This is a genomic window from Massilia sp. R2A-15 (assembly GCF_030704305.1).
Classification (GTDB): domain Bacteria; phylum Pseudomonadota; class Gammaproteobacteria; order Burkholderiales; family Burkholderiaceae_D; genus JAFCUW01.
This window is the reverse complement of record NZ_CP131935.1, coordinates 3,964,995-3,984,083: the sequence shown is the minus strand read 5'-3', so window position 1 is coordinate 3,984,083 and position 19,089 is coordinate 3,964,995. Positions and strand designations below refer to the sequence as shown.

The following is a 19,089-nucleotide window of genomic DNA, read 5'->3' as shown; positions in this document are numbered from 1 at the left end:
GATGCTGCCGACTTCGACGCCGTCCAATCTGCCGAAGGACCCGGTGGTCCCGGTGCCGCTGCCCCCGGTCCACAAGCGGCCGGTGCTCGGCGCCGGCGCGCTCGCCGCGCTGCTGGCCGCGCTGTCGATGCTCGGCCCGTTCGCGATCGACGCCTACCTGCCGGCCTTCCCTGACATTCAGGCCGACCTGCACGCCAACGCGATCGAAATGCAGCAGACGCTGTCGGCCTACCTGCTGGCGTTTGCAGGGATGGTGCTGTGGCACGGCGCGCTGTCGGACGCCTTCGGGCGCCGCAACGTGATCCTGGTGGCGATGCTGGTGTTCGCGGTCGGCACCTTTGGCTGCGCCGCTTCGCATTCGGTGCACTACCTGTGGGTGTTCCGCATCATGCAGGGCGTGTCGGCGGGCGCCGGCGTGGTGGTGGGACGCGCGATAATCCGCGACCTGTATTCCGATGCGCCGGCCGCGCGCCTGCTGTCGATGGTGACGATGATCTTTTCCATCGCGCCCGCGGTCGCGCCGGTGCTGGGCGGCCTGATCGTCAAGTACCTCGACTGGCGCGTGATCTTCCTGTTCCTGCTGGTGTATTCGCTGCTGCTGTTCGCGGTCTGCTGGCGCTACCTGCCCGAAACGCTGCCGCCTGGCCAGCGCCAGCCCTTCAATCCCGGCTACGTGGCGAAGAACTACAGCGCCATCTTCCGCTCGCCGCTGTTCCACATGAAGTCCGGCGTGGTCGCCTTCAATTTCTGCGGCCTGTTCCTGTTCATCACCGCGGCGCCCGTGATGCTGCCTGTACACCTGCACCTCGGCCCCGACCAGTTCGCGTGGCTGTTCGTGCCCAGCGTGTCCGGCATCTTCCTCGGCGCGCTGGTGGCCAACCGGGTGGCGGGGCGCATGACCTTCGCGCGCCAGATCGGCATCGGCTTCTGCTTCCTGATCGCCGCCGCCGCGGCCAACGTCGGCTACCACTTGTTCTTCCCGCCGGCGATTCCGTGGTCGGTGCTGCCGATGTTCTTCTACACCTTCGGCATGTCGATCGTCGCGCCCGGCGCCACCCTGCTCACGCTCGACCTGTTCCCGCACATCCGCGGCACCGTCGCCTCATGCCAGTCGTTCGCCGTGACCCTGGCGGGCGCGCTGGTGGCCGGCGTGATCGCGCCCTTCCTGTCGCATTCGGTGCTGTGGCTGGCGCTGGGACAGCTGGGCTTTGGCCTTGCCGCGCTGGGGTTATGGTTGACGTCGCGCCAATACCGGCGCATGATCTCCGCCCAAGTTGCCAAGTAAATATCCGACAAGTGTGGCAAACAGGAAAATTTTTTTGGAATTTAAAATTCCCAAATGGAATTTTCGTGTATATATGTTAAGATCGTTGTATTAAATACCCGAATAGGGCCCGAAACATTGCCTTGTTCGATGTTTCGACAATAAAAACGTCGTGGCCGCTTTCTCGGAAGGCGCCACCTGGAAACCTAAGACATTGGCGGCTGTGCTGAGATAATGCATCAATCAGACCATGATATTCGCAATCGGCTATTGATTGCCCGTCTGCCGGCAATGCCGCAGATACTCATCAAGTTGATCGAGCACTTGCAGGCCGACGACCTGGGCATGGCCGAACTGGCGGCGCTGATCTCGAACGACGCCGGCATGACCAGCAAGATCCTCGCGGTCGCCAACAGCTCGGCCTATCATCGCGCCAGCCGCGCGGTCGGCCTCGAGCAGTCCCTGATCGCGCTCGGCACCGACATGATCAAGACGCTGGTGATCAGCGAGTCGGTTTTCCAGACCTTCAACAACTTCCCGCACTCCGGCAGCACCGACCTGCGCGGCTTCTGGAAAAACTCGCTGGGCGCCGCTTTCATCGCGCGCGACCTGGCCGGACGGATGGAGTACCCGCACGTCGAGGAGGCCTACCTGGCCGGCCTGCTGCACAACGTCGGCCGCCTCGCGCTGCTGGCCACCGCGCCGAAGGAATACGCCTTCAACTTCGGCGCGCGCGACGACGAAGACCTGTGCGCGGTCGAACAGCGCACCTTGCAGATCACCCATTCGGAAGCGGGGGCTTGGCTGATCGAACGCTGGCACCTCGACTCCTTCCTGGCCGACTCCGTGCTGTATCACCACGAGCCCTCCGCGCGCCTCGAATCGGCGCATCCCCTGATCCGCATCGTGCGCCTGGCGCACTTGATGGCCACCCACGGGCCGGACGATGAGGCGATCGCCGACGGCGCGCGCCTGTGCGGGCTGGAGCAGGATGACATCGACGCGATCGGCGCCGCCGCCGCGCGCCAGGTCGAAAAAGCCGCCGCGCAGCTGGGCATCGACCTCGAAGGCGCCGACGACATCGTCGCCCCGCCGGCCTTTGCGCCGGCCACGCCGATGGACCCGGTGCGCCAGCGCCTGTCCGAGGAAGTGCGCAACCTGGTGCTGGTGTCCGAAGTGGGCCAGTCCTTCGCCCGCCAGCAGGGCGAGAACGGCCTGCTCGAATCGATGACGCGCTCGGCGCGCATCCTGTTCGACTTCGACAACACCGTCGTCCTGCTGGAAAACCCGACCGGCCACGCGCTGGTCGGCATGCCCACCGGCGAGCGCCAGCGCATCGCCGAATTCTCGATTCCCCTCACGCGCGGCGGCGTGGTCGCCGAAGCGGCCCTCGAGCGCCGCACCGCCTTCGTCAAGCGCGACGCGCAGTCGCTGGGCCTGGCCGAAGAACAGCTGTTCCGCATGCTCGGCACCGACAGCCTGGTGTGCCTGCCGCTGGTCGCGGGCGGGCGCTGCCTGGGCGTGATGATCGGCGGGCTGGCCGCGTGGCAGGTGCCCAACTGCCAGAAGCGCGAGCGCTTCATGCAGGCCTTCGGCAGCCAGGCGGCGAGCGCGCTGGAAACCGCATTGTCCGAGCGCGGCCACGCGCGGCGCCAAATCGCCCACGTCGCCGAGGAATACCGCGAAGCGTCGCGCCGCGTGGTGCATGAAGTGAACAACCCGCTGTCGATCATCAAGAACTACCTCAGTGTCCTCGATGGAAAGCTTGCCAAGCGCGAGCCGGTGGTCGGCGAGATGTCGATCCTGAACGAAGAGATCGACCGCGTCGGCCAATTGATCAACGGCCTGGCCGACCTCAAGCCGACCGAGTCGCCGCGCGCCACCAATGTCGCCAGCGTGGTGGACGACGTGCTGCGCCTGTTCCGCGCCACCGAGTTCGTGCCGGCCGGCGTGCAGATCACCGCCAGCATGGCCGACGACGCCGCCGAGATCGAAGGCGACGCCGATGTGCTCAAGCAGATCCTGGTCAACCTGGTCAAGAACGCCGTCGAGGCGCTCGGCAGCCACGGACGCATCGAAATCGCCAACCGCGGACACGTCAACCGCGAGCGCGCGCTGTACGTCGAACTGGTCGTCTCCGACAACGGCCCCGGCCTGTCGCAGGACGTGCTGGCCAACTTGTTCTCGCCGGTGCGTAGCACCAAGGACGGCGCCCACCACGGCCTCGGCCTGTCGATCGTGCATGGACTGGTGAAGAAGATCGGCGGCCTGATCTCGTGCCGCAGCGGCCGCGCCGGCACTACTTTCGAAATTCTGCTGCCAGCACACGGCGCAACTACGGCCGCCGGCGCCAAGCCGCGGGCGATGGACTCAGTTTAAGGCGATGATGAACGCGACCGCTGCCAGCGTAGACCCGGCAATCGAACCAGCCCAGGACGCACCCGTCGTGCCGCCGCATTTCGAGCAGGACGCGATGCCGCGGCTGCTGCTGGTCGACGACGAGCCGCGCCTGCTGTCGTCCCTGTACGAACTGCTGCGCGACCGCGACTACCACCTGGTCACGGCGTCCTGCGGCAAGGAAGCGCTGGCGCACCTGTCGCGCGTGCGCTTCGACCTGGTGCTGCTCGACCTGCGCCTGCCCGACATGAGCGGCCATGACATCATGGACTTCATCAACGACCGCGGCATCGACGCCGACGTCATCGTGATGAGCGGCGAAGTGGGGATCGAGGCGGCGATCGGCGCCCTCAAGCGCGGCGCCTACGATTACCTGCGCAAGCCCTACAGCCGCGAGGAGCTGCTCAAGACCGTCGCCAACGCGCTGCAGCAGCGCGCCCTGGCGTCGGCCAACATGCGCATCGCTTCGCAGCTGGAGAACTCGGAAAAGCTGTACCGCTACCTGGTCGACAGCTCGCCCGACATCATCTACACCCTCAACCACGAGGGCAAGTTCACCTTCGTCAACGACCGCGCCTACCAGCTGCTCGGCTTCGCGCGCGAAGACCTGATCGGCAAACACTACTCGATCCTGGTGCACGAGGAAGACCTGGAGCGCGCGCGCTACGTGTTCAACGAGCGCCGCGTCGACGAGCGCGCCTCGCGCAACGTCGAACTGCGGCTGAAGTGCCACGCCGGCGGCAACCAGGACCGCACCTTCAACAACACCCTGATGACGATCTCGCTCAATTCGATCGGCATGCACGTCCCCGACCACGAGGTCAAGAAGCTCGAATTCTTCGGCACCTACGGCGTGGCGCGCGACATCACCGACCGCAAGCGCGCCGAGGAAGTGATCTCCTACCAGGCCTACCACGACATCCTGACCGACCTGCCGAACCGCATGCTGTTTAAGGACCGCCTGGGCTTGGCCGTGATCCAGGCCAAGCGCAAGATGACCGAGCTGGCCGTCATGTTCATCGACCTGGACCGCTTCAAGCTGGTCAACGACACGCTGGGCCACGTCAAGGGCGACGAGCTGCTGCAGCAGGTGTCGGTGCGCCTGAAGGACTGCCTGCGCCGCGGCGACACGCTGGCGCGCCAGGGCGGCGACGAATTCACCATCGTGCTGCCCGAGCTGCGCGACCGCGAGGACGCCAAGCGCATCGCCGACAAGTTCCTCGAATGCCTGCACAAGCCGTTCGACCTGGACGGCCACGAAGTGCACATCTCGGCCAGTATCGGCATCGCCATCTATCCGGGCGACGGCGAATCGATCGACGAGCTGCTGCGCCACGCCGACATCGCGATGTACCAGGTCAAGGCGCTCGGCAAGAACGGCCACAGCTTCTATCACAACTCGATGCTGGACGTGTCGCACCAGAAGATCGCGCTCGAGCAGAGCCTGCGCAAGGCGCTCGAGCAGAACGAGCTGGAGATGTACTACCAGCCGCAGATGGACGTGATCACCGGCCGCATCATCGGCGCCGAAGGCCTGATGCGCTGGAACCATCCGCAGCGCGGCCTGCTGACGGCCGGCGAGTTCCTGCCGTTCGCCGAAGAGAACGGCCTGATGCTGCCGATCTCGGACTGGATGATCGGCGCCCTGTGCCGCGATATGCTGCAGTGGAACGCGCAGGGCGGCGAATCGATCCGCCTGTCGCTGAACCTGTCGCCGCAATACCTCGACCGCGGCGACTTCTTCGAGAAGATGCGCGGCGCCCTGGTGCGCTACGGGATTTCGCCGGCCCAGATCGAAGTCGAGATCACCGAGAACATCTGCATCCGCAATCCGCAGTACGCGATCGAGCAGCTCAACAAACTGTGCCAGCTCGGCGTGTCGGTGGCGATCGACGACTTTGGCACCGGCTACTCGTCGCTGTCCTACCTGCACCGCTTCCCGATCCACACGATCAAGATCGACCAGTCCTTCGTCAAGGAGATCCACGACGAGCATGGCCACTATCCGGTGATCCTGGCGATCATCTCGATCGCGCGCGGCCTCGGCCTGCACCTGATCGCCGAAGGCGTCGAGACCGATATCCAGGCGCGCTACCTGAAGGCCAACGGCTGCCTGACCATGCAGGGCTACCTGTATCACCGCCCGATCGCCCTGTCGAATTTCATGGACCTGCTGCGCGTGCAGGACATCGGCGCGCCGCAGCATCAGGCGCCGCAGCTCGCCTCGATGCAGTCCTGAACCCGCGCGCGGCCATGTACAAGGATCCGGCATCCGCGCGCACGCCGTCCAGGCACACCGCCGAATTCTTGCGCGTCAAGGCGCTGGCCGAACGCGGCGTCGCCAACGCCCAGCACAGCCTGGGCTTCATGTACGTCAATGGCCAGGGCGTGCCGCAGAACTTCGAGCTGGCCGTCGCCTGGTACCGCATGGCGGCCACCTCCGGCCTCGAACAGGCCCAATACAACCTCGGCGTGATGTACCAGAAGGGCCAGGGCGTCGGCCAGGATTACCAGATGGCGGTCCAGTGGTACCAGCGCGCCGCCGAACAGGGTTACGCCGCGGCCCAGTACAACTTGGGCTGGCTGTACGCCAAGGGGCAGGGCGTGGCGCAGGATCCGCAGCAGGCGATGCACTGGTTCAGCAAGGCCGCCTCGCAGGGCGATGCCGGCGCGCAGAACAACCTGGGCATGATGTACGAGACCGGGAAAGGCGTGCCGCAGGACCTGCAGCAGGCGATCGCTTGGTACCGCAAGGCGGCCGAGCAGGGCTATGCGCGCGCCCAGTTCAACCTCGGCCTGCGCTACGACAACGGCCAGGGCGTGCAGCGCGACGCGCACCAGGCGGTGTCCTGGTACCGCAAGGCCGCCGAGCAAGGCTACGCGCCGGCCCAGTTCAATCTGGCGCTGCGCTACGAGCAGGGACAGGATGTGGCGCAGGACATCCAGAAGGCGATCGGCTGGTACCGCCGCGCGGCCGAACAGGGCCACGCGAGTTCGCAGTTCAACCTCGGCCTCATTTACGATAACGGACAGGGCGTCGAGCGCGACGCCGCGCTGGCGCTGGTCTGGTTCCGCGAGGCCGCCGAACAGGGCCACGCCGGCGCGCAGGACAACCTCGGCCTGCGCCACGAATTCGGCCAGGGCGTCGCCCAGGATTTCGCGCAGGCCGCGCGCTGGTACCGCAAGGCCGCCGAGCAAGGCTTCGCCAGCGCCCAGTACCACCTGGCGCAGCTGCACGACAGCGGCAGCGGCGTCGCAGCCGATCGCGCCGAAGCCTTCCAGTGGTATCGCAAGGCCGCGGAGCAGGGCCACCTGCGCGCCCAGTTCGACCTCGCCCTGTGCTTCGAGAACGGCACAGGCGTGGAGCAGGATGTCGAGGCCGCGCTGAAATGGTATCTGCGCGCGGCCGAACAGGAATATCCGGCGGCCCAGTACAAGGTCGGCACCATGTTCGACCTCGACGATGCCGAAAGCGACCAGGCCGGCGGCTGGTACATGAAGGCGGCCGAACGCGGGCACGCGCTGGCGCAGTTCGCGCTGGGCCTGCGCCATGACAACGGCCAGGGCGTGCCGCGCGATTACGCGGCGGCCCATTACTGGTACCTGTGCGCCGCCCGCCAGGGCCACGCGCGCGCCCAGTTCAATGTCGGCCTGATGTACCTGACCGGGCAGGGTGTGGCGGCGGACGCTCTCGAAGCGTCGCTGTGGCTGCAGCGCGCCGCGCAGGGCGGCATCGACGCCGCCGAACGCTACGCCCGGCAGGCCGCAGCGCGCATGGATGCTGCGCAGCGCGCGCAGTTCGAGCACGACCACGCGCAGCCGCGCGCCGCATGACATAGCCTCTTTCGATTCGTCGCGGGACGGGTTTGCCATGGACGCCAATATGAAATTCGCTGATCCAGCGGGTTTGTTCCCATGTGTTGTCTTTCAGTCGTCCTGGACATAAAGCCGTCCAATCGCGCGCCACCCCGTCGCCTTTGGTGTAGTATGCTGTATAAACATACAGTTATCACTGAAGCCGATGGACCTGACCGACAAGCTGGAAATCCTCGCTGACGCAGCGAAATACGACGCCTCCTGCGCCAGCAGCGGTGCGCCCAAGCGCTCGTCCGAGGGCAAGGACGGCATCGGCGCCACCAGCGGCATGGGCATCTGCCACAGCTACACGCCGGACGGCCGCTGCGTTTCCCTGCTCAAGATCCTGCTGACCAACTTCTGCATTTACGACTGCCAGTACTGCGTCAACCGCCGCACGTCGAACGTCCCGCGCGCGCGCTTTTCGGTGGACGAAGTGGTCAAGCTCACCGTCGACTTTTACCTGCGCAACTACATCGACGGACTGTTCCTCAGCTCCGGCATCATCCGTTCGGCCGACTACACGATGGAGCAGCTGGTCCATATCGCGCGCCAGCTGCGCGAAGTGCACAACTTCCGTGGCTACATCCACCTCAAGACCATTCCCGACGCCGATCCCGCCCTGATTGCCGCCGCCGGCAAGTACGCCGACCGCCTCAGCGTCAACATCGAGCTGCCGACCCAGGCCAGCGTCGAAAAGCTGGCGCCCGAAAAAAGCGTGCACACGATCAAGCTGGCGATGGGATCGATCCGGCGCCGGCTCGACGAAAAGGCCGAGGAGCCCAGGTCGCCGAAGTTCGCGCCGGCCGGGCAGAGCACCCAGATGATCGTCGGCGCCGACGCCAGCGACGACCAGACCATCCTGTCGACGGCCGAGACGCTGTACACCAGCTACAAGCTCAAGCGCGTCTACTACTCCGCCTTCAGCCCGATCCCGCAAAGTCCCGGCAGCGTGCCGCTGGCGCCGCCGCCGATGCTGCGCGAACACCGGCTGTACCAAGCCGACTTCCTGCTGCGCAGCTACGGCTTCGTCGCCAGCGAATTGCTGCCTGCCAGCGGCGGCAACCTGGCGCTCGACATCGACCCCAAGCTGGCATGGGCGCTGGCCAACCGCGAGCATTTTCCCCTGGACCTGAACCTGGCAGACGCGAGCATGATCGCGCGCGTGCCGGGCATTGGCCTGCGCAACGCCAAGCGCATCGTCGAGCTGCGGCGGCTGCGCCGGATCCGCTACGCCGACCTTGTCCGGCTACGCTGCAGCATGAAAAAAATCGCGCCCTTCATCGTCACCGCCGACTATTCGCCGGTGCGCGGAGCGGCATCCTCGGAGGTGTTGCGGCGTTCGCTGGCCGAAGCGCCGCAGCAGATGAACCTATGGCCGGAACTGCGGGCAGCATAAACGCGGCCGTCGCCGCCAGCGCCGGCCAACCCTTGCTGGTAGCCGGTTTCGCCGAATGGCGCGAGGCGGCGCGCGAACTGCTGGCGTTCGACATTGCGCCGCACGCGGTCAAATGGATCGGTCAGCGCGACGAGGCCGACCTGTTCGCCGGGGCTCCGGCCGATCCGCACGAGGCGGCGCATGCCATCGACCTGCGCCAGGCCAGGCCGGTGATGCACCTGCCGCGCAAGCTGATGGACATGCTGCAAAGCGCGGCGTGCTGCCGCGTGCCGGACCGCTGGGCATTCCTGTACCGCGTGGTCTGGCGCTGGCAGCATGGCGACCAGGTCGTGCTGTCGCCGGCCGACGAAGACGGCGCCCGGCTGCACGCGATGGTCAAGGCGGTGCACCGCGAAGAACATGACATGCATGCCTACATCCGCTTCCGCGAGCGTCCCGAAGCGGCGGGCGCGCCGCGTTTCGTCGCCTGGTTCGAGCCGGCCCACGACGTGCTGCCGCAAGTGGCCCAGCATTTCGTCAGCCGCATGGGCCGCATCAGCTGGATGATCGCCACGCCGGACGCGAGCGTGCTGTGGGACGGCGAAACCCTGCACAACACCGGCCCGCTGGTGAGCAGCGCGGCCGACCTCGACGATGCCGGCGAGGCGCTGTGGCTCACCTACTACCGCAGCATTTTCAATCCGGCGCGCCTGAATGCCGGGCTGATGCGCAGCCATATTCCCTCGCGCTTCTGGAAGCACCTGCCCGAAGGCAGCGTGGTGCCGCAGATGGTCAGCCAGGCGGCGGCCGGCGCGCGGCGCACTGGCCAGGCCGAAGCGGTCGGGCAGCGCCGCGGCACGACGATCCCGATTGCCGCCGACAAGGCGCAGCCGCAGCGCCAGGCGCCGTCGACGCTGGACGAATGCCGTCGCTGCGAGCTGTGGCAGCACGCCACGCAGGCGGTGGGCGGCGCCGGGCCGGCACACGCGCGCATCATGCTCGTCGGGGAGCAGCCAGGCGACCAGGAAGACCTTGCGGGCGAACCGTTCGTCGGTCCGGCCGGCCAGTTGCTGGACCAGGTGCTGCGCGACGCCGGCCTGGACCGCCGCACGATCTACCTGACCAACGCCGTCAAGCATTTCAAGTGGGAGCCGCGCGGCAAGCGGCGGCTGCACAAGACGCCGGCGCAGCGCGAGATCGAGGCGTGCAGTTACTGGCTCGACCAGGAGCTGGCGCAGGTGAAGCCGGACGTGATCGTCGCGCTCGGCAGCACGGCGCTCAAGTCGGTGCTGGGCACGGGCAACGTCACGCTGAAGGACACCATCGGCAAGCCGATCCGGCACGACGGGCGCTGGGTCATCACCGTGTATCACCCCTCGTTTGTATTGCGGGTGCCCGACGAGGCGTCGAAACAGCAGGCGATGGCGGTGATGGTTGACGGTCTCAGGCAGGCGCAGCAATTACTGCAAATGAAAAGCGAAAACTAAGCCCGCGGAGGATTGATCCGCCTGCATCGGGATTTCGGAATTTAACAATCTCGGCAGTGGACCGCGGTGCTCTCCAGTCGAGGTAGCGTATTTTTGCCTTATCAAAAAAACACGTGCGCCGGCGCGAATGCGGACTATATTTAACACAGTGGGATCGCGAAAAAATGGTCGCACCGACGGGTTGCAACATTGTATCGACCCGATTGTTGAGTGCATGACGCCGGAGGCTATGATGAAAAAGCTGCTGATTTCAACCTTTCTGGGAATGCTTGCGCTGGGGGCGGCGGCGCAGACGGAGCCAGATCCATCGGTTCGCATTACGGGATACCAGATTGTGCTTCCCGAACACAGGTATCAGATGTCCGCGCAGGATCTTGATGTGTACAAGGGCATGTACGATTTGTCGAATGGCCAGACGATGCGGCTGCGCGTGTATGGCAACCGCATGTATGCCGCGGTCAATGACGGCCAGCGCAAGATGCTCGTCGCCTCGTCGCCGAACACCTTCGTCGCCACCGACATGTCGCTGAAAATGACGCTCAACCGCAGCGATTTCGACGAGGTCACCGGCGAAATGCTGATGGTGGTGCCGCACCTGACGGCGCAGGGCGAGACCTCGGGTACGGAAGTTGTGCGGTTGCTGACCAGCCGTTGAGAGGACGGCAGGACGGCCGCCGCCGGGGGCGTTCGACCCTGGAGCTACGCGCGGTTTCTTCCTGCGCGATATGCGCTTGCGCTCCGAATATCGCGGGGTGCTTAACCCAATTTGGACGTAGTCCGCGCGCCGGCGAACGGCTTGCCGGCCAATGCCGGACGGCCGCGGTTCGACCCAGGCCCACGTTGAACCTGCGCGCGTTCGCGTGCGCCTCCCAGGTAGTCCCGATCCATTGAGGCGGCTTGGGCCGCAATACCGAACGGGTGCGGGCCGAGAACGTGCGTATCGGAATTTTGTCAAAGTCGCCAGAATCCGCGTAGAATGCGGGCTACGCGGGTGTAGCTCAATGGTAGAGCAGAAGCTTCCCAAGCTTACGACGAGGGTTCGATTCCCTTCACCCGCTCCATCTCCCGGCTAAAGTTTGTCGTGCAGCGCCGCCAGCATGTCCCCCTTTCGGTTTTTCCCTCCGCAGACAAGCGATTTGCGCACGACCCTTGACAATGATTCGATACTTCCATTATTATCGAAGTATCGTTAATTGCAAAGGCACCGACGCAATGGAAAACAAAGAAGCCATCGTGGCCCTGAACGCACTGGCCCAGGAATCGCGCCTCGCCGTGTTTCGCCTGCTGGTGCAAGCCGGAACGGAAGGCATGCCGGCCACTCGCATCGCCGAACACCTCGCCATTCCGCCGTCGTCGCTGTCATTCCATTTGAAGGAGTTGACGCACGCCGGCTTGGTGTCGCCCACCAAGGCCGGGCGCTCGCTGATCTACACGGCCAGTTTCGGCACGATGAACGACCTGATTGGCTTTTTGACTGAAAACTGCTGCGGCGGCAATCCGTGTTCGCCCGCTGGCAGCGCCACCTGTCCCACCAACCAAGGAGTCTGCTCATGAAACGCTTGCACGTTCACGTATCCGTCGCCGATCTTGCCGACAGCATCCGGTTTTACTCCGGCATGTTTGCCTCGCCGCCCACCGTGGTCAAGCCTGACTACGCGAAATGGGCGCTCGACGATCCGCGCGTCAATTTCGCCATTTCGCAACGCGGCGCGGCAGTTGGCGTGAATCACCTGGGCATCCAGGTCGAATCGGCCGAGGAACTCGGCGAGATGCATGGTCGCCTGCAAGCGCTGCAGGGCGAGGTCGAAACGGAAGAGGGCGCGGCGTGCTGCTACGCCAAGTCCGACAAGTACTGGGTCAACGATCCCGCGGGCATTGCCTGGGAAACCTTCCATACGCTCGATACGATCCCGGTGTTTGGCGCGGCCGCAACCGAGCCCGGCGCCGGCGAGGCTTGTTGCGTGCCGGCCGTCAAGGCGAAGGCGGCCGCCGCATGCTGTGCGCCAAAGAGCCAATGTTGCTGATGCGGTCCGCCACGGAACAGGACTTCGACGCCGCGATCGCATTGCTCGGCGCCTGCAAGCTGCCGCACGAAGACCTACACCCCGGCGGCATGGGCGAATTCATCGTCGCCATGGAAAGCCGGTCCCTGCTTGGCGTGATCGGCCTCGAGCGCTTTGGAAAGGTCGGCCTGCTGCGTTCGCTCGCCGTGAGCCCGGAACGCCGCAGTGCCGGGCTCGGCGGCGAACTGGTCGACGCCCTCGAGCGCAGGTCGCGCGATGCAGGCGTTGAAGCGCTGTACCTGCTGACGACGACCGCGGCCGACTTTTTCGCGCGGCGCGGATACGCCATCGTGCCGCGCGCACAAGCGCCCGCATCCATCCAGTCCACGCAGGAATTTTCCACCCTGTGCCCGTCGCAGGCGGTGTGCCTGCGCAAAATCCTCACTGAACAAGGCGGTGAACCATGAATGAAAAGATCTACAACGTGCTGTTCCTATGCACAGGCAATTCGGCGCGCAGCATCATGGCCGAAGCCCTGGTGACGACGCTTGGCGCCGGCCGCTTCAAGGGCTTCAGCGCCGGCAGCAAGCCGGGCGGCACGGTGAACCCGTTCGCCATCGAACAGGTGCAGCAGATGGGCTATCCGGTCGACCAGCTGCGCAGCAAGAGCTGGGACGAATTCGCCGCGCCCGGCGCGCCGCGGATGGACTTCATCATCACCGTGTGCGACAACGCGGCCGGCGAGACCTGTCCATTCTGGCCCGGCCATCCGGCGACCGCACACTGGGGCTTCGAGGACCCGGCCGCGGTGGAGGGTACGGAACAACAGAAGCGCGCGGCGTTCGAGACCATCTGCCGACAGATCCGCAGGAAGGTCGATGCCTTCGTCGGCTTGCCGCCACAGCTATTCGACACGCCGGCCATCAATGACGAAATTCGCAAAATCGGGGAGATGCCGGTATGACGGTGGCGAAGCGCCTCGTGGCGGAAGGCCTGGGCAGCGCCATGCTGCTGGCGGTGGTGGTCGGCTCCGGCATCATGGCCGAGCGCCTCGCGGGGGGCAATGTGGCTCTGGCCTTGCTGGCGAATGCGCTGGCCACCGGCGCCGGGCTGGTCGCGCTGATCCTGATGTTCGGCACCATCTCGGGCGCGCATTTCAACCCGGTGGTCACCTTGTCCGAAGCGTGGCAGGGCAACATGCCGGCGCGCGAAGTGGCGCCCTACATCGGCGTGCAACTGCTCGGCGCCTTTGCCGGCGTGGCTGCGGCGCACCTGATGTTTTCGCTGCCCGTGTTCTTCGCATCGGCGCACGTGCGCACCGGCGGCGCGCAATGGTGGAGCGAGTGCGTGGCCACCTTCGGCCTGGTCGGCGTCATCATGGGATGTTCGCGCAGCCGCCCCGCGGTGACGCCGTTCGCGGTTGCGGCCTACATCACCTCCGCCTATTGGTTCACCTCATCGACTTCGTTCGCCAATCCCGCCGTGACGCTCGCGCGGGCGGCGAGCGATACCTTCGCCGGCATCCGCGCGGCCGATGCGCCCGGTTTCATCGCGGCGCAGTTGGTGGGAGGCGCGGCGGCGACGCTGCTGTTTGGCTGGCTTTATCCGAGCGCTCCGGCAGGCGCCACTATCGCCGGCACCGTGGCGCCCGGCGACTTCGATCCGCAGCGCGCCCAGCGCTGAAGCGGGAGCGAACTACTTCGACAGCCGGATCTGGCTCAATTCCCCGGTCAGGTAGCCCACCGCGGCGCCTGACTTGTCCTTGTAGTTGGCCCGGATCAGCGGATCGAGCGTCGGCTTGACGACGGCGTGAATGGCGCCCCAGTCGCCCGCATGCTGGAAGTTGCTCATGATGTAGGTCCAGCCATTGATTTCATCGACCGCGTGCAGGCCGGTCGACTCGCCGCCGGCGGGAATCGACATTACCCGCGCCAGCACCCTGGTGTCGACGTTGTACGCCCACAGGAAGTTGTTGACGTGCTGGCTGCTGTCCTCGCCGATGAACAGCGTGCGCATCTTCTCCGAGAACTTCAGGTTGTCCGGATTGGCGACCTTGTCGGGATTGGCGGTATTGCCCAGCGCGTCGGCGGCGATGTCCTCGCCCGTCAGCAGCGCTTTCGTATCGGCCGGCATCCACTCGCTGTCGATTGCCGCGCCGGCGCTGTCCTTCGCGCCGCCCTTCAGGTTCAGCATCATCACCGCGCCCGCGTCGAGCGCCTTCGGGATCGACACGCCGTTGCCCGGCACGTTCAGCGCGTTCCCCGCCACCATCGAGCCCTGGCAGTTCTGCAGCGCCGAGTAGGCGATCTTGTCCTGAATGTTGACGGTCGTGCCTTCCATCTTGGTGAAGCCCATCGATGCGCCCACCAGCGCCGCGTAGCGATGGGTCTCGAGGAAGGCCGCCGCCTTCTCCATGCCCGGCGCCAGCTTTACCCATTCGATGCGCCCGCTCGCCGCGATCCTGGTGTAGCTCGCGTCGTGCGGGTCAGCGCTGCGCACGTCCATGATGTCGGTCGGCTTCAGCGACGCCGCCATGGCCCGGACCTCCGCGCTGGTGGCCGACCCGAGCTTGATCCAGGAGAGCGGCGCCGCGGCGGCCGTCGGATCGAGCGAGAAGCCGGCGCCGACCCTGGCGACATACAGGCTACCCGCCGACAGGTCCTTCTCCTTCTCGGCAACGAAGACGAAGTAGCCGCTGTTGGTGGCGTCGTCGCCCATGATCACAGTGCGGTTGTCCGGCATGACCTGCACCAGTTCGTGCGAGATGCGCCCCAGGCAGTAGTGCTTTTTGATGGACGCCGTGCCGTCAGCATTGACCGTCACTTCCGGCAGGTGTCCGTAGTTGTAGGGATTGGCCGCGGTTTCGCTGCCGTACAGGTTCTTGCTGAAGGCCTTGAACTGCGCGTCGGTGGCGGCGGTAAATGCGTTGGGTTCGTACTCCTCGCTGGACAGGTGGGTCCCCCACGGCGACAGGCTGGCGCCGCAGGTGATCCACAGGCCGTTCACGCTGGAGGTATCGACGTTGTGGTACTTCACCAGCGACAGCTTGCCGGTGGCCGGGTCCTGATCGAGGGTCAGCACGGCGATCGGCGACGGCAGACGCCCGTACATGCCGGTCACGCCATCCTGCGCCCCGGTGGTGTACTCGAACTGCACCACGGCGAACACGGTATTGCCCTTCACGCCGGCCGCTTTCGCGTTCGGGACGGTGAGCAGCGAGGTGCCGTCCGGCGAGTCGGAGAAAAACTGGCGCTCCCTGCCGGCGACGGTGGCGTCGATAATCGGCGCGCCGTGGATGTCGTAGTAGCCGCCGGCGACGATCCTGCCGCCTGCGCCGTCGGCGACCAGGTCTCCGGTGATGAAGAAGGGCTGGTAGGCCAGCTTGAAGTCGATCTTGCTGGCGTCGCTGAAGCGCGCGGTCATGACCGAGGTCGTGCTGGTGGTTGCCATCGCCGCGGGATTGGACAGCGAGGGCGCCGGCATGGAGCTGAAGGTCACACCGGCCAGCGTTGCGGCGCCGGGCGTCGCGGCGGTGGCGATGCCGGCCTGGGCGCCGCAGCCGGACAGCAGGCTCGCTGCGCTGAACGATGACAGTGGCAGCAGGGGGGCGGCGGCGAGCAGTTGCAGCAGGCGGCGGCGCGGCACAGTCGGGACAGGGGTCATTTTTGCGGCTCCAGGTTGGCGAACGAAACGGGTTGATTGCCTGGAGCATAGCGATGCATTGTGTCAGCACGATGACGCGGCGGGATCGGGATCCAGGCGCGCGTACCCGACCATGATGCCTTCAAGTCAAGCTGCCGTACCTGCCTGGGCGGGTACGACGGCCTGCAAGCCGGCAGTTCCGCTTTCCGGCAGAGGCGGTGCGATATAATGTCGGCCGTACCTTATTCTCTTCCTTCGCACCCCATGTCATCCGAAACTCCTCCAAGCGGCAGCGGCCGCCCGATGCTGTACGACCCCACCGAACACCGCATCCGCAGCTTCGTCACTCGTGCCGGCCGGCTGTCGATCGCCCAGGCGCGCGCGCTGGAAGAACTGGGGCCGAAGTTCCTGATCGAGTACGCCAAGGCGCCGCTCGATTTCGAGCAGGCGTTCGGCCGCAAGGCGCCGGTGATCCTGGAGATCGGTTTCGGCATGGGCGACACCACCGCGCACATCGCCAAGGGCATGCCGGAGAAGGACTTCATCGGCGTCGAAGTGCACACCCCGGGCGTCGGCAGCCTGCTCAAGCAGATCGGCGAGCAGGGCCTGACTAACCTGCGCCTGATCCAGCATGACGCGGTCGAAGTGCTGAACCAGATGATCCCCGACGCTTCGCTGGCCGGCGTCCACGTATTCTTCCCTGACCCCTGGCACAAGGCGCGCCACAACAAGCGCCGCCTGCTGCAAACGCCATTCGTCAGGCTGCTGGCCGAGAAGCTGGCGCCGGGCGGCTACCTGCACTGCGCGACCGACTGGGAAGACTACGCGGTGCAGATGCTCGAGGTGCTGGGCAGCGAGCCGCTGCTGAAGAACACCGCCGAAGGCTACGCGCCGCAACCGGCCTACCGTCCGCTGACCAAGTTCGAAAACCGCGGCATCAAGCTCGGTCACGGCGTGTGGGACCTGGTGTTCGAGAAGAAGTAATCCCGCGGCGGGACCGGATCGTATTTCGTTCCCGCCGATTCGTCGCTCGTCGCTTCGCGCTTCCCACGGCGCCCTCGTTTCCTTAGACTGCTCTGCATGACAGCCATTTGGAGAGCTCCATGTTTCGCGCAATCGTGAATTGGTATCGGGAGTGGGAACAGGAGCAGTTCAAGGTGCTTGCCGATCCCGCGTTCGCGGCGCAAACGGCGCCAGGTTATCGCAGGCATCTGGCCAATGCGCTGGCGCGCCTGTCCGACATCGAACGCGAGCAACTGCTTGAGTTCTCGCTCAAATATCGCGGCTGGCGCCTGATCGCCGCCATTGCCCGGCTGGCCGTGGGATTCACTCTGGCTGGCGCAGTGCTGCATGTTGTCGTGCCGCGCCTGAGCTGGATCGCCGCGATCGGCGTCGTCAACGTGATGGGATTCGCGATCGCTGCCGGCCTGGTGGCGGTGTGGTTCAACTATCGCCGAAACAACTGCCGAAGCCAGAACGGCACAGGGATGATGCTGTTCGTGATCGGCCTGGCGCTCGCGATGGTCGGTTTTCTGATCAAGTTCCAGCACCTGACGGTCAACGAGGCCTTGTTTGACACCTTCCCCGGCGGGATGCTGGTCGGCGCATTGGTCGCGGCCCTGCTGGTCGGCATTCCCCTCAGGCTGATCGTCGTCATGCGTAACCGCCAGCACGAAGCGCGCACCGTGCAATTGCGGCAGGACGCCGAGCGCGACCGCCTGGCGCGCGAATTGAGCGAGTCGCAACTGCGGCTGCTGCGCGCACAGATCGAGCCGCACTTCCTGTTCAACACCCTCGGCGCGGTGCAGCAGCTGGCCGAAAAAGATGCCCCGCGCGCCGCCGAACTGACGGCCAGTCTGATCACCTTCCTGCGCGCCAGCCTGAGCGAAATGCGCAGCGACCAGGCCACGCTGCGCAAGGAGTTTGCGCTGGTCGAAGCCTATCTCACAGTGATGAAGGCCAGGCTGGGCGAGCGCCTGCGCTTCACCCTCGACCTGCCCGAATCGCTGGCCGGGCTGGCCGTGCCGAGCATGATCGTGCTGACGCTGGCCGAAAACGCCATCAAGCACGGCATCGAGCCTTCGCTGCGCGGCGGCGAGGTCTCGGTCCGGGCGCAGCGGCGCGACGGCGTCGTGTCGATTCAGGTGGAGGACTCCGGCATCGGCCTGGGCATCCAGCCCGGCGCCGGGCTTGGCCTGGAAAACGCCCGCAACCGCCTGCTGCTGGCCCACGGTGCAGCGGCCAGCGTGACGCTGCACGAGGCGCCGCAGGGCGTGGTGGCCGAGATCATCATCCCGAGCGAGGCGGCCGGCAAATGACCAGGGTGCTGATCGCTGAAGATGAGCCGCTGATGCGCGAGCGCCTGCTGGCGATGCTGCCCACCGTGTGGCCCGACGCCCAAGTGGTGATGGTGGCGGAAAACGGCAATGACGCCTGGGACGGCTTTCTCGAACACGAGCCGGACGTCGCCTTCCTCGACATACGCATGCCCGGCCTGTCGGGCCTCGAAGTGGCCGAGCGCATCGGCAAGCTGGCGCATGTGGTCTTCGTCACCGCCTACGACCAGTATGCGGTCGACGCCTTCGACGCCGGCGCGGTGGACTACCTGCTCAAGCCCGTCGAGGCGGATCGCTTGCAGAAGGCGGTGGCGCGCCTCCGGGAGAAGCTCACTGCGCGGCCGGCAGACCTGGGCGACATCCTGCATCACCTGAAAGCAGCGCTGCCTGGGCCGGCGCGCGAGCCGATGAAGTGGATCAAGGCCAGCATCGGCCGGCAGATCCGGCTGATCGACGTGGACCAGGTGCTGTTCTTCCAGTCGGACACCAAGTACACGCGCGTGGTGCTGGCCGAGTTCGAAGCGCTGGTGCGCATTCCATTGAAGGATTTGCTGGGCGGGCTCGATCCGGCGCGCTTCTGGCAGATCCACCGCGGCACCATGGTCAACGTGAACGCCATCGAGGCGGTGGAAAAGGTCGATGCGGAGCGGCTGCAGGTGCTGCTGCGCGGGAGCGACGAGCGGTTGACCGTCAGCCGCACCTTCGCGCACCTGTTCAGGGACTGAGC

Annotated in this window: 16 protein-coding genes and 1 tRNA gene; 16 read left to right on the top strand and 1 reads right to left on the bottom strand. The window is 65.8% G+C overall.

Annotated elements, in window-relative coordinates; all coding sequences use genetic code 11:
• The first annotated feature begins 1 nt into the window (after position 1).
• The 13 genes from Q4S45_RS18335 (at position 2) to Q4S45_RS18275 (ending at position 14,067) form a co-directional block, all read left to right on the top strand.
• Positions 2-1,285 carry a multidrug effflux MFS transporter gene (locus Q4S45_RS18335; RefSeq protein ID WP_305506762.1) on the top strand — a complete coding sequence of 428 codons (1,284 nt, stop codon included), beginning with the start codon at positions 2-4 and terminating at the stop codon, positions 1,283-1,285.
• Positions 1,286-1,555: 270 nt separating this feature from the next.
• Positions 1,556-3,643, top strand: a complete 2,088-nt coding sequence (locus Q4S45_RS18330; RefSeq protein ID WP_305506760.1) for an HDOD domain-containing protein — start codon at positions 1,556-1,558, stop codon at positions 3,641-3,643.
• Positions 3,644-3,650: 7 nt separating this feature from the next.
• A complete protein-coding gene (locus Q4S45_RS18325) occupies positions 3,651-5,900 on the top strand; it encodes an EAL domain-containing protein (protein WP_374046116.1) in 2,250 nt (749 codons plus the stop codon).
• A 14-nt stretch (positions 5,901-5,914) separates the two neighbouring features.
• Positions 5,915-7,495: an SEL1-like repeat protein gene (locus Q4S45_RS18320; RefSeq protein ID WP_305506756.1), complete on the top strand. Its 1,581-nt coding sequence runs from the start codon at positions 5,915-5,917 to the stop codon at positions 7,493-7,495.
• A 187-nt stretch (positions 7,496-7,682) separates the two neighbouring features.
• Positions 7,683-8,915: a putative DNA modification/repair radical SAM protein gene (locus tag Q4S45_RS18315; RefSeq protein WP_305506754.1), complete on the top strand. Its 1,233-nt coding sequence runs from the start codon at positions 7,683-7,685 to the stop codon at positions 8,913-8,915.
• Positions 8,891-10,381 (top strand): UdgX family uracil-DNA binding protein, encoded by a 1,491-nt coding sequence (locus Q4S45_RS18310; RefSeq protein ID WP_305506752.1) that lies wholly within the window; start codon positions 8,891-8,893, stop codon positions 10,379-10,381. Before Q4S45_RS18315 ends, Q4S45_RS18310 begins: the two co-directional genes overlap by 25 nt.
• Before the next feature lie 229 nt (positions 10,382-10,610).
• The gene (locus Q4S45_RS18305) at positions 10,611-11,036 is read left to right on the top strand and encodes a hypothetical protein (RefSeq protein ID WP_305506750.1); all 426 of its coding nucleotides are present in this window, start codon (positions 10,611-10,613) and stop codon (positions 11,034-11,036) included.
• Positions 11,037-11,368: 332 nt separating this feature from the next.
• Positions 11,369-11,442, top strand: a tRNA-Gly gene (locus tag Q4S45_RS18300).
• A gap of 151 nt (positions 11,443-11,593) precedes the next feature.
• On the top strand, positions 11,594-11,935 hold the full coding sequence (locus Q4S45_RS18295; RefSeq protein WP_305512150.1) for a helix-turn-helix transcriptional regulator: 342 nt from the start codon (positions 11,594-11,596) through the stop codon (positions 11,933-11,935).
• The gene (locus Q4S45_RS18290) at positions 11,932-12,405 is read left to right on the top strand and encodes an ArsI/CadI family heavy metal resistance metalloenzyme (protein WP_305506749.1); all 474 of its coding nucleotides are present in this window, start codon (positions 11,932-11,934) and stop codon (positions 12,403-12,405) included. The genes Q4S45_RS18295 and Q4S45_RS18290 overlap by 4 nt, the downstream gene beginning before the upstream one ends.
• A complete protein-coding gene (gene arsN2 / locus Q4S45_RS18285; protein ID WP_305506748.1) occupies positions 12,396-12,851 on the top strand; it encodes an arsenic resistance N-acetyltransferase ArsN2 in 456 nt (151 codons plus the stop codon). The genes Q4S45_RS18290 and arsN2 overlap by 10 nt, the downstream gene beginning before the upstream one ends.
• On the top strand, positions 12,848-13,348 hold the full coding sequence (locus Q4S45_RS18280) for an arsenate reductase ArsC (protein WP_305506746.1): 501 nt from the start codon (positions 12,848-12,850) through the stop codon (positions 13,346-13,348). The genes arsN2 and Q4S45_RS18280 overlap by 4 nt, the downstream gene beginning before the upstream one ends.
• On the top strand, positions 13,345-14,067 hold the full coding sequence (locus Q4S45_RS18275) for an MIP/aquaporin family protein (protein ID WP_305506744.1): 723 nt from the start codon (positions 13,345-13,347) through the stop codon (positions 14,065-14,067). Before Q4S45_RS18280 ends, Q4S45_RS18275 begins: the two co-directional genes overlap by 4 nt.
• 12 nt (positions 14,068-14,079) lie before the next feature.
• Here the strand turns inward: Q4S45_RS18275 and Q4S45_RS18270 are convergent, their stop codons facing one another.
• Complete coding sequence (locus Q4S45_RS18270) at positions 14,080-16,047, bottom strand: PhoX family phosphatase (RefSeq protein WP_305506742.1); 1,968 nt, start codon at positions 16,045-16,047, stop codon at positions 14,080-14,082.
• A 282-nt stretch (positions 16,048-16,329) separates the two neighbouring features.
• Here Q4S45_RS18270 and trmB point away from each other — a divergent pair, with 282 nt between their 5' ends.
• The 3 genes from trmB to Q4S45_RS18255 all read left to right on the top strand — a co-directional run bounded on the left by trmB (position 16,330) and on the right by Q4S45_RS18255 (position 19,087).
• Complete coding sequence (gene trmB, locus Q4S45_RS18265) at positions 16,330-17,010, top strand: tRNA (guanosine(46)-N7)-methyltransferase TrmB (RefSeq protein WP_305512149.1); 681 nt, start codon at positions 16,330-16,332, stop codon at positions 17,008-17,010.
• A gap of 119 nt (positions 17,011-17,129) precedes the next feature.
• Positions 17,130-18,344, top strand: a complete 1,215-nt coding sequence (locus Q4S45_RS18260; protein WP_305506740.1) for a sensor histidine kinase — start codon at positions 17,130-17,132, stop codon at positions 18,342-18,344.
• A complete protein-coding gene (locus Q4S45_RS18255; RefSeq protein ID WP_305506738.1) occupies positions 18,341-19,087 on the top strand; it encodes a LytTR family DNA-binding domain-containing protein in 747 nt (248 codons plus the stop codon). Before Q4S45_RS18260 ends, Q4S45_RS18255 begins: the two co-directional genes overlap by 4 nt.
• The last annotated feature ends 2 nt before the right edge of the window (positions 19,088-19,089 follow it).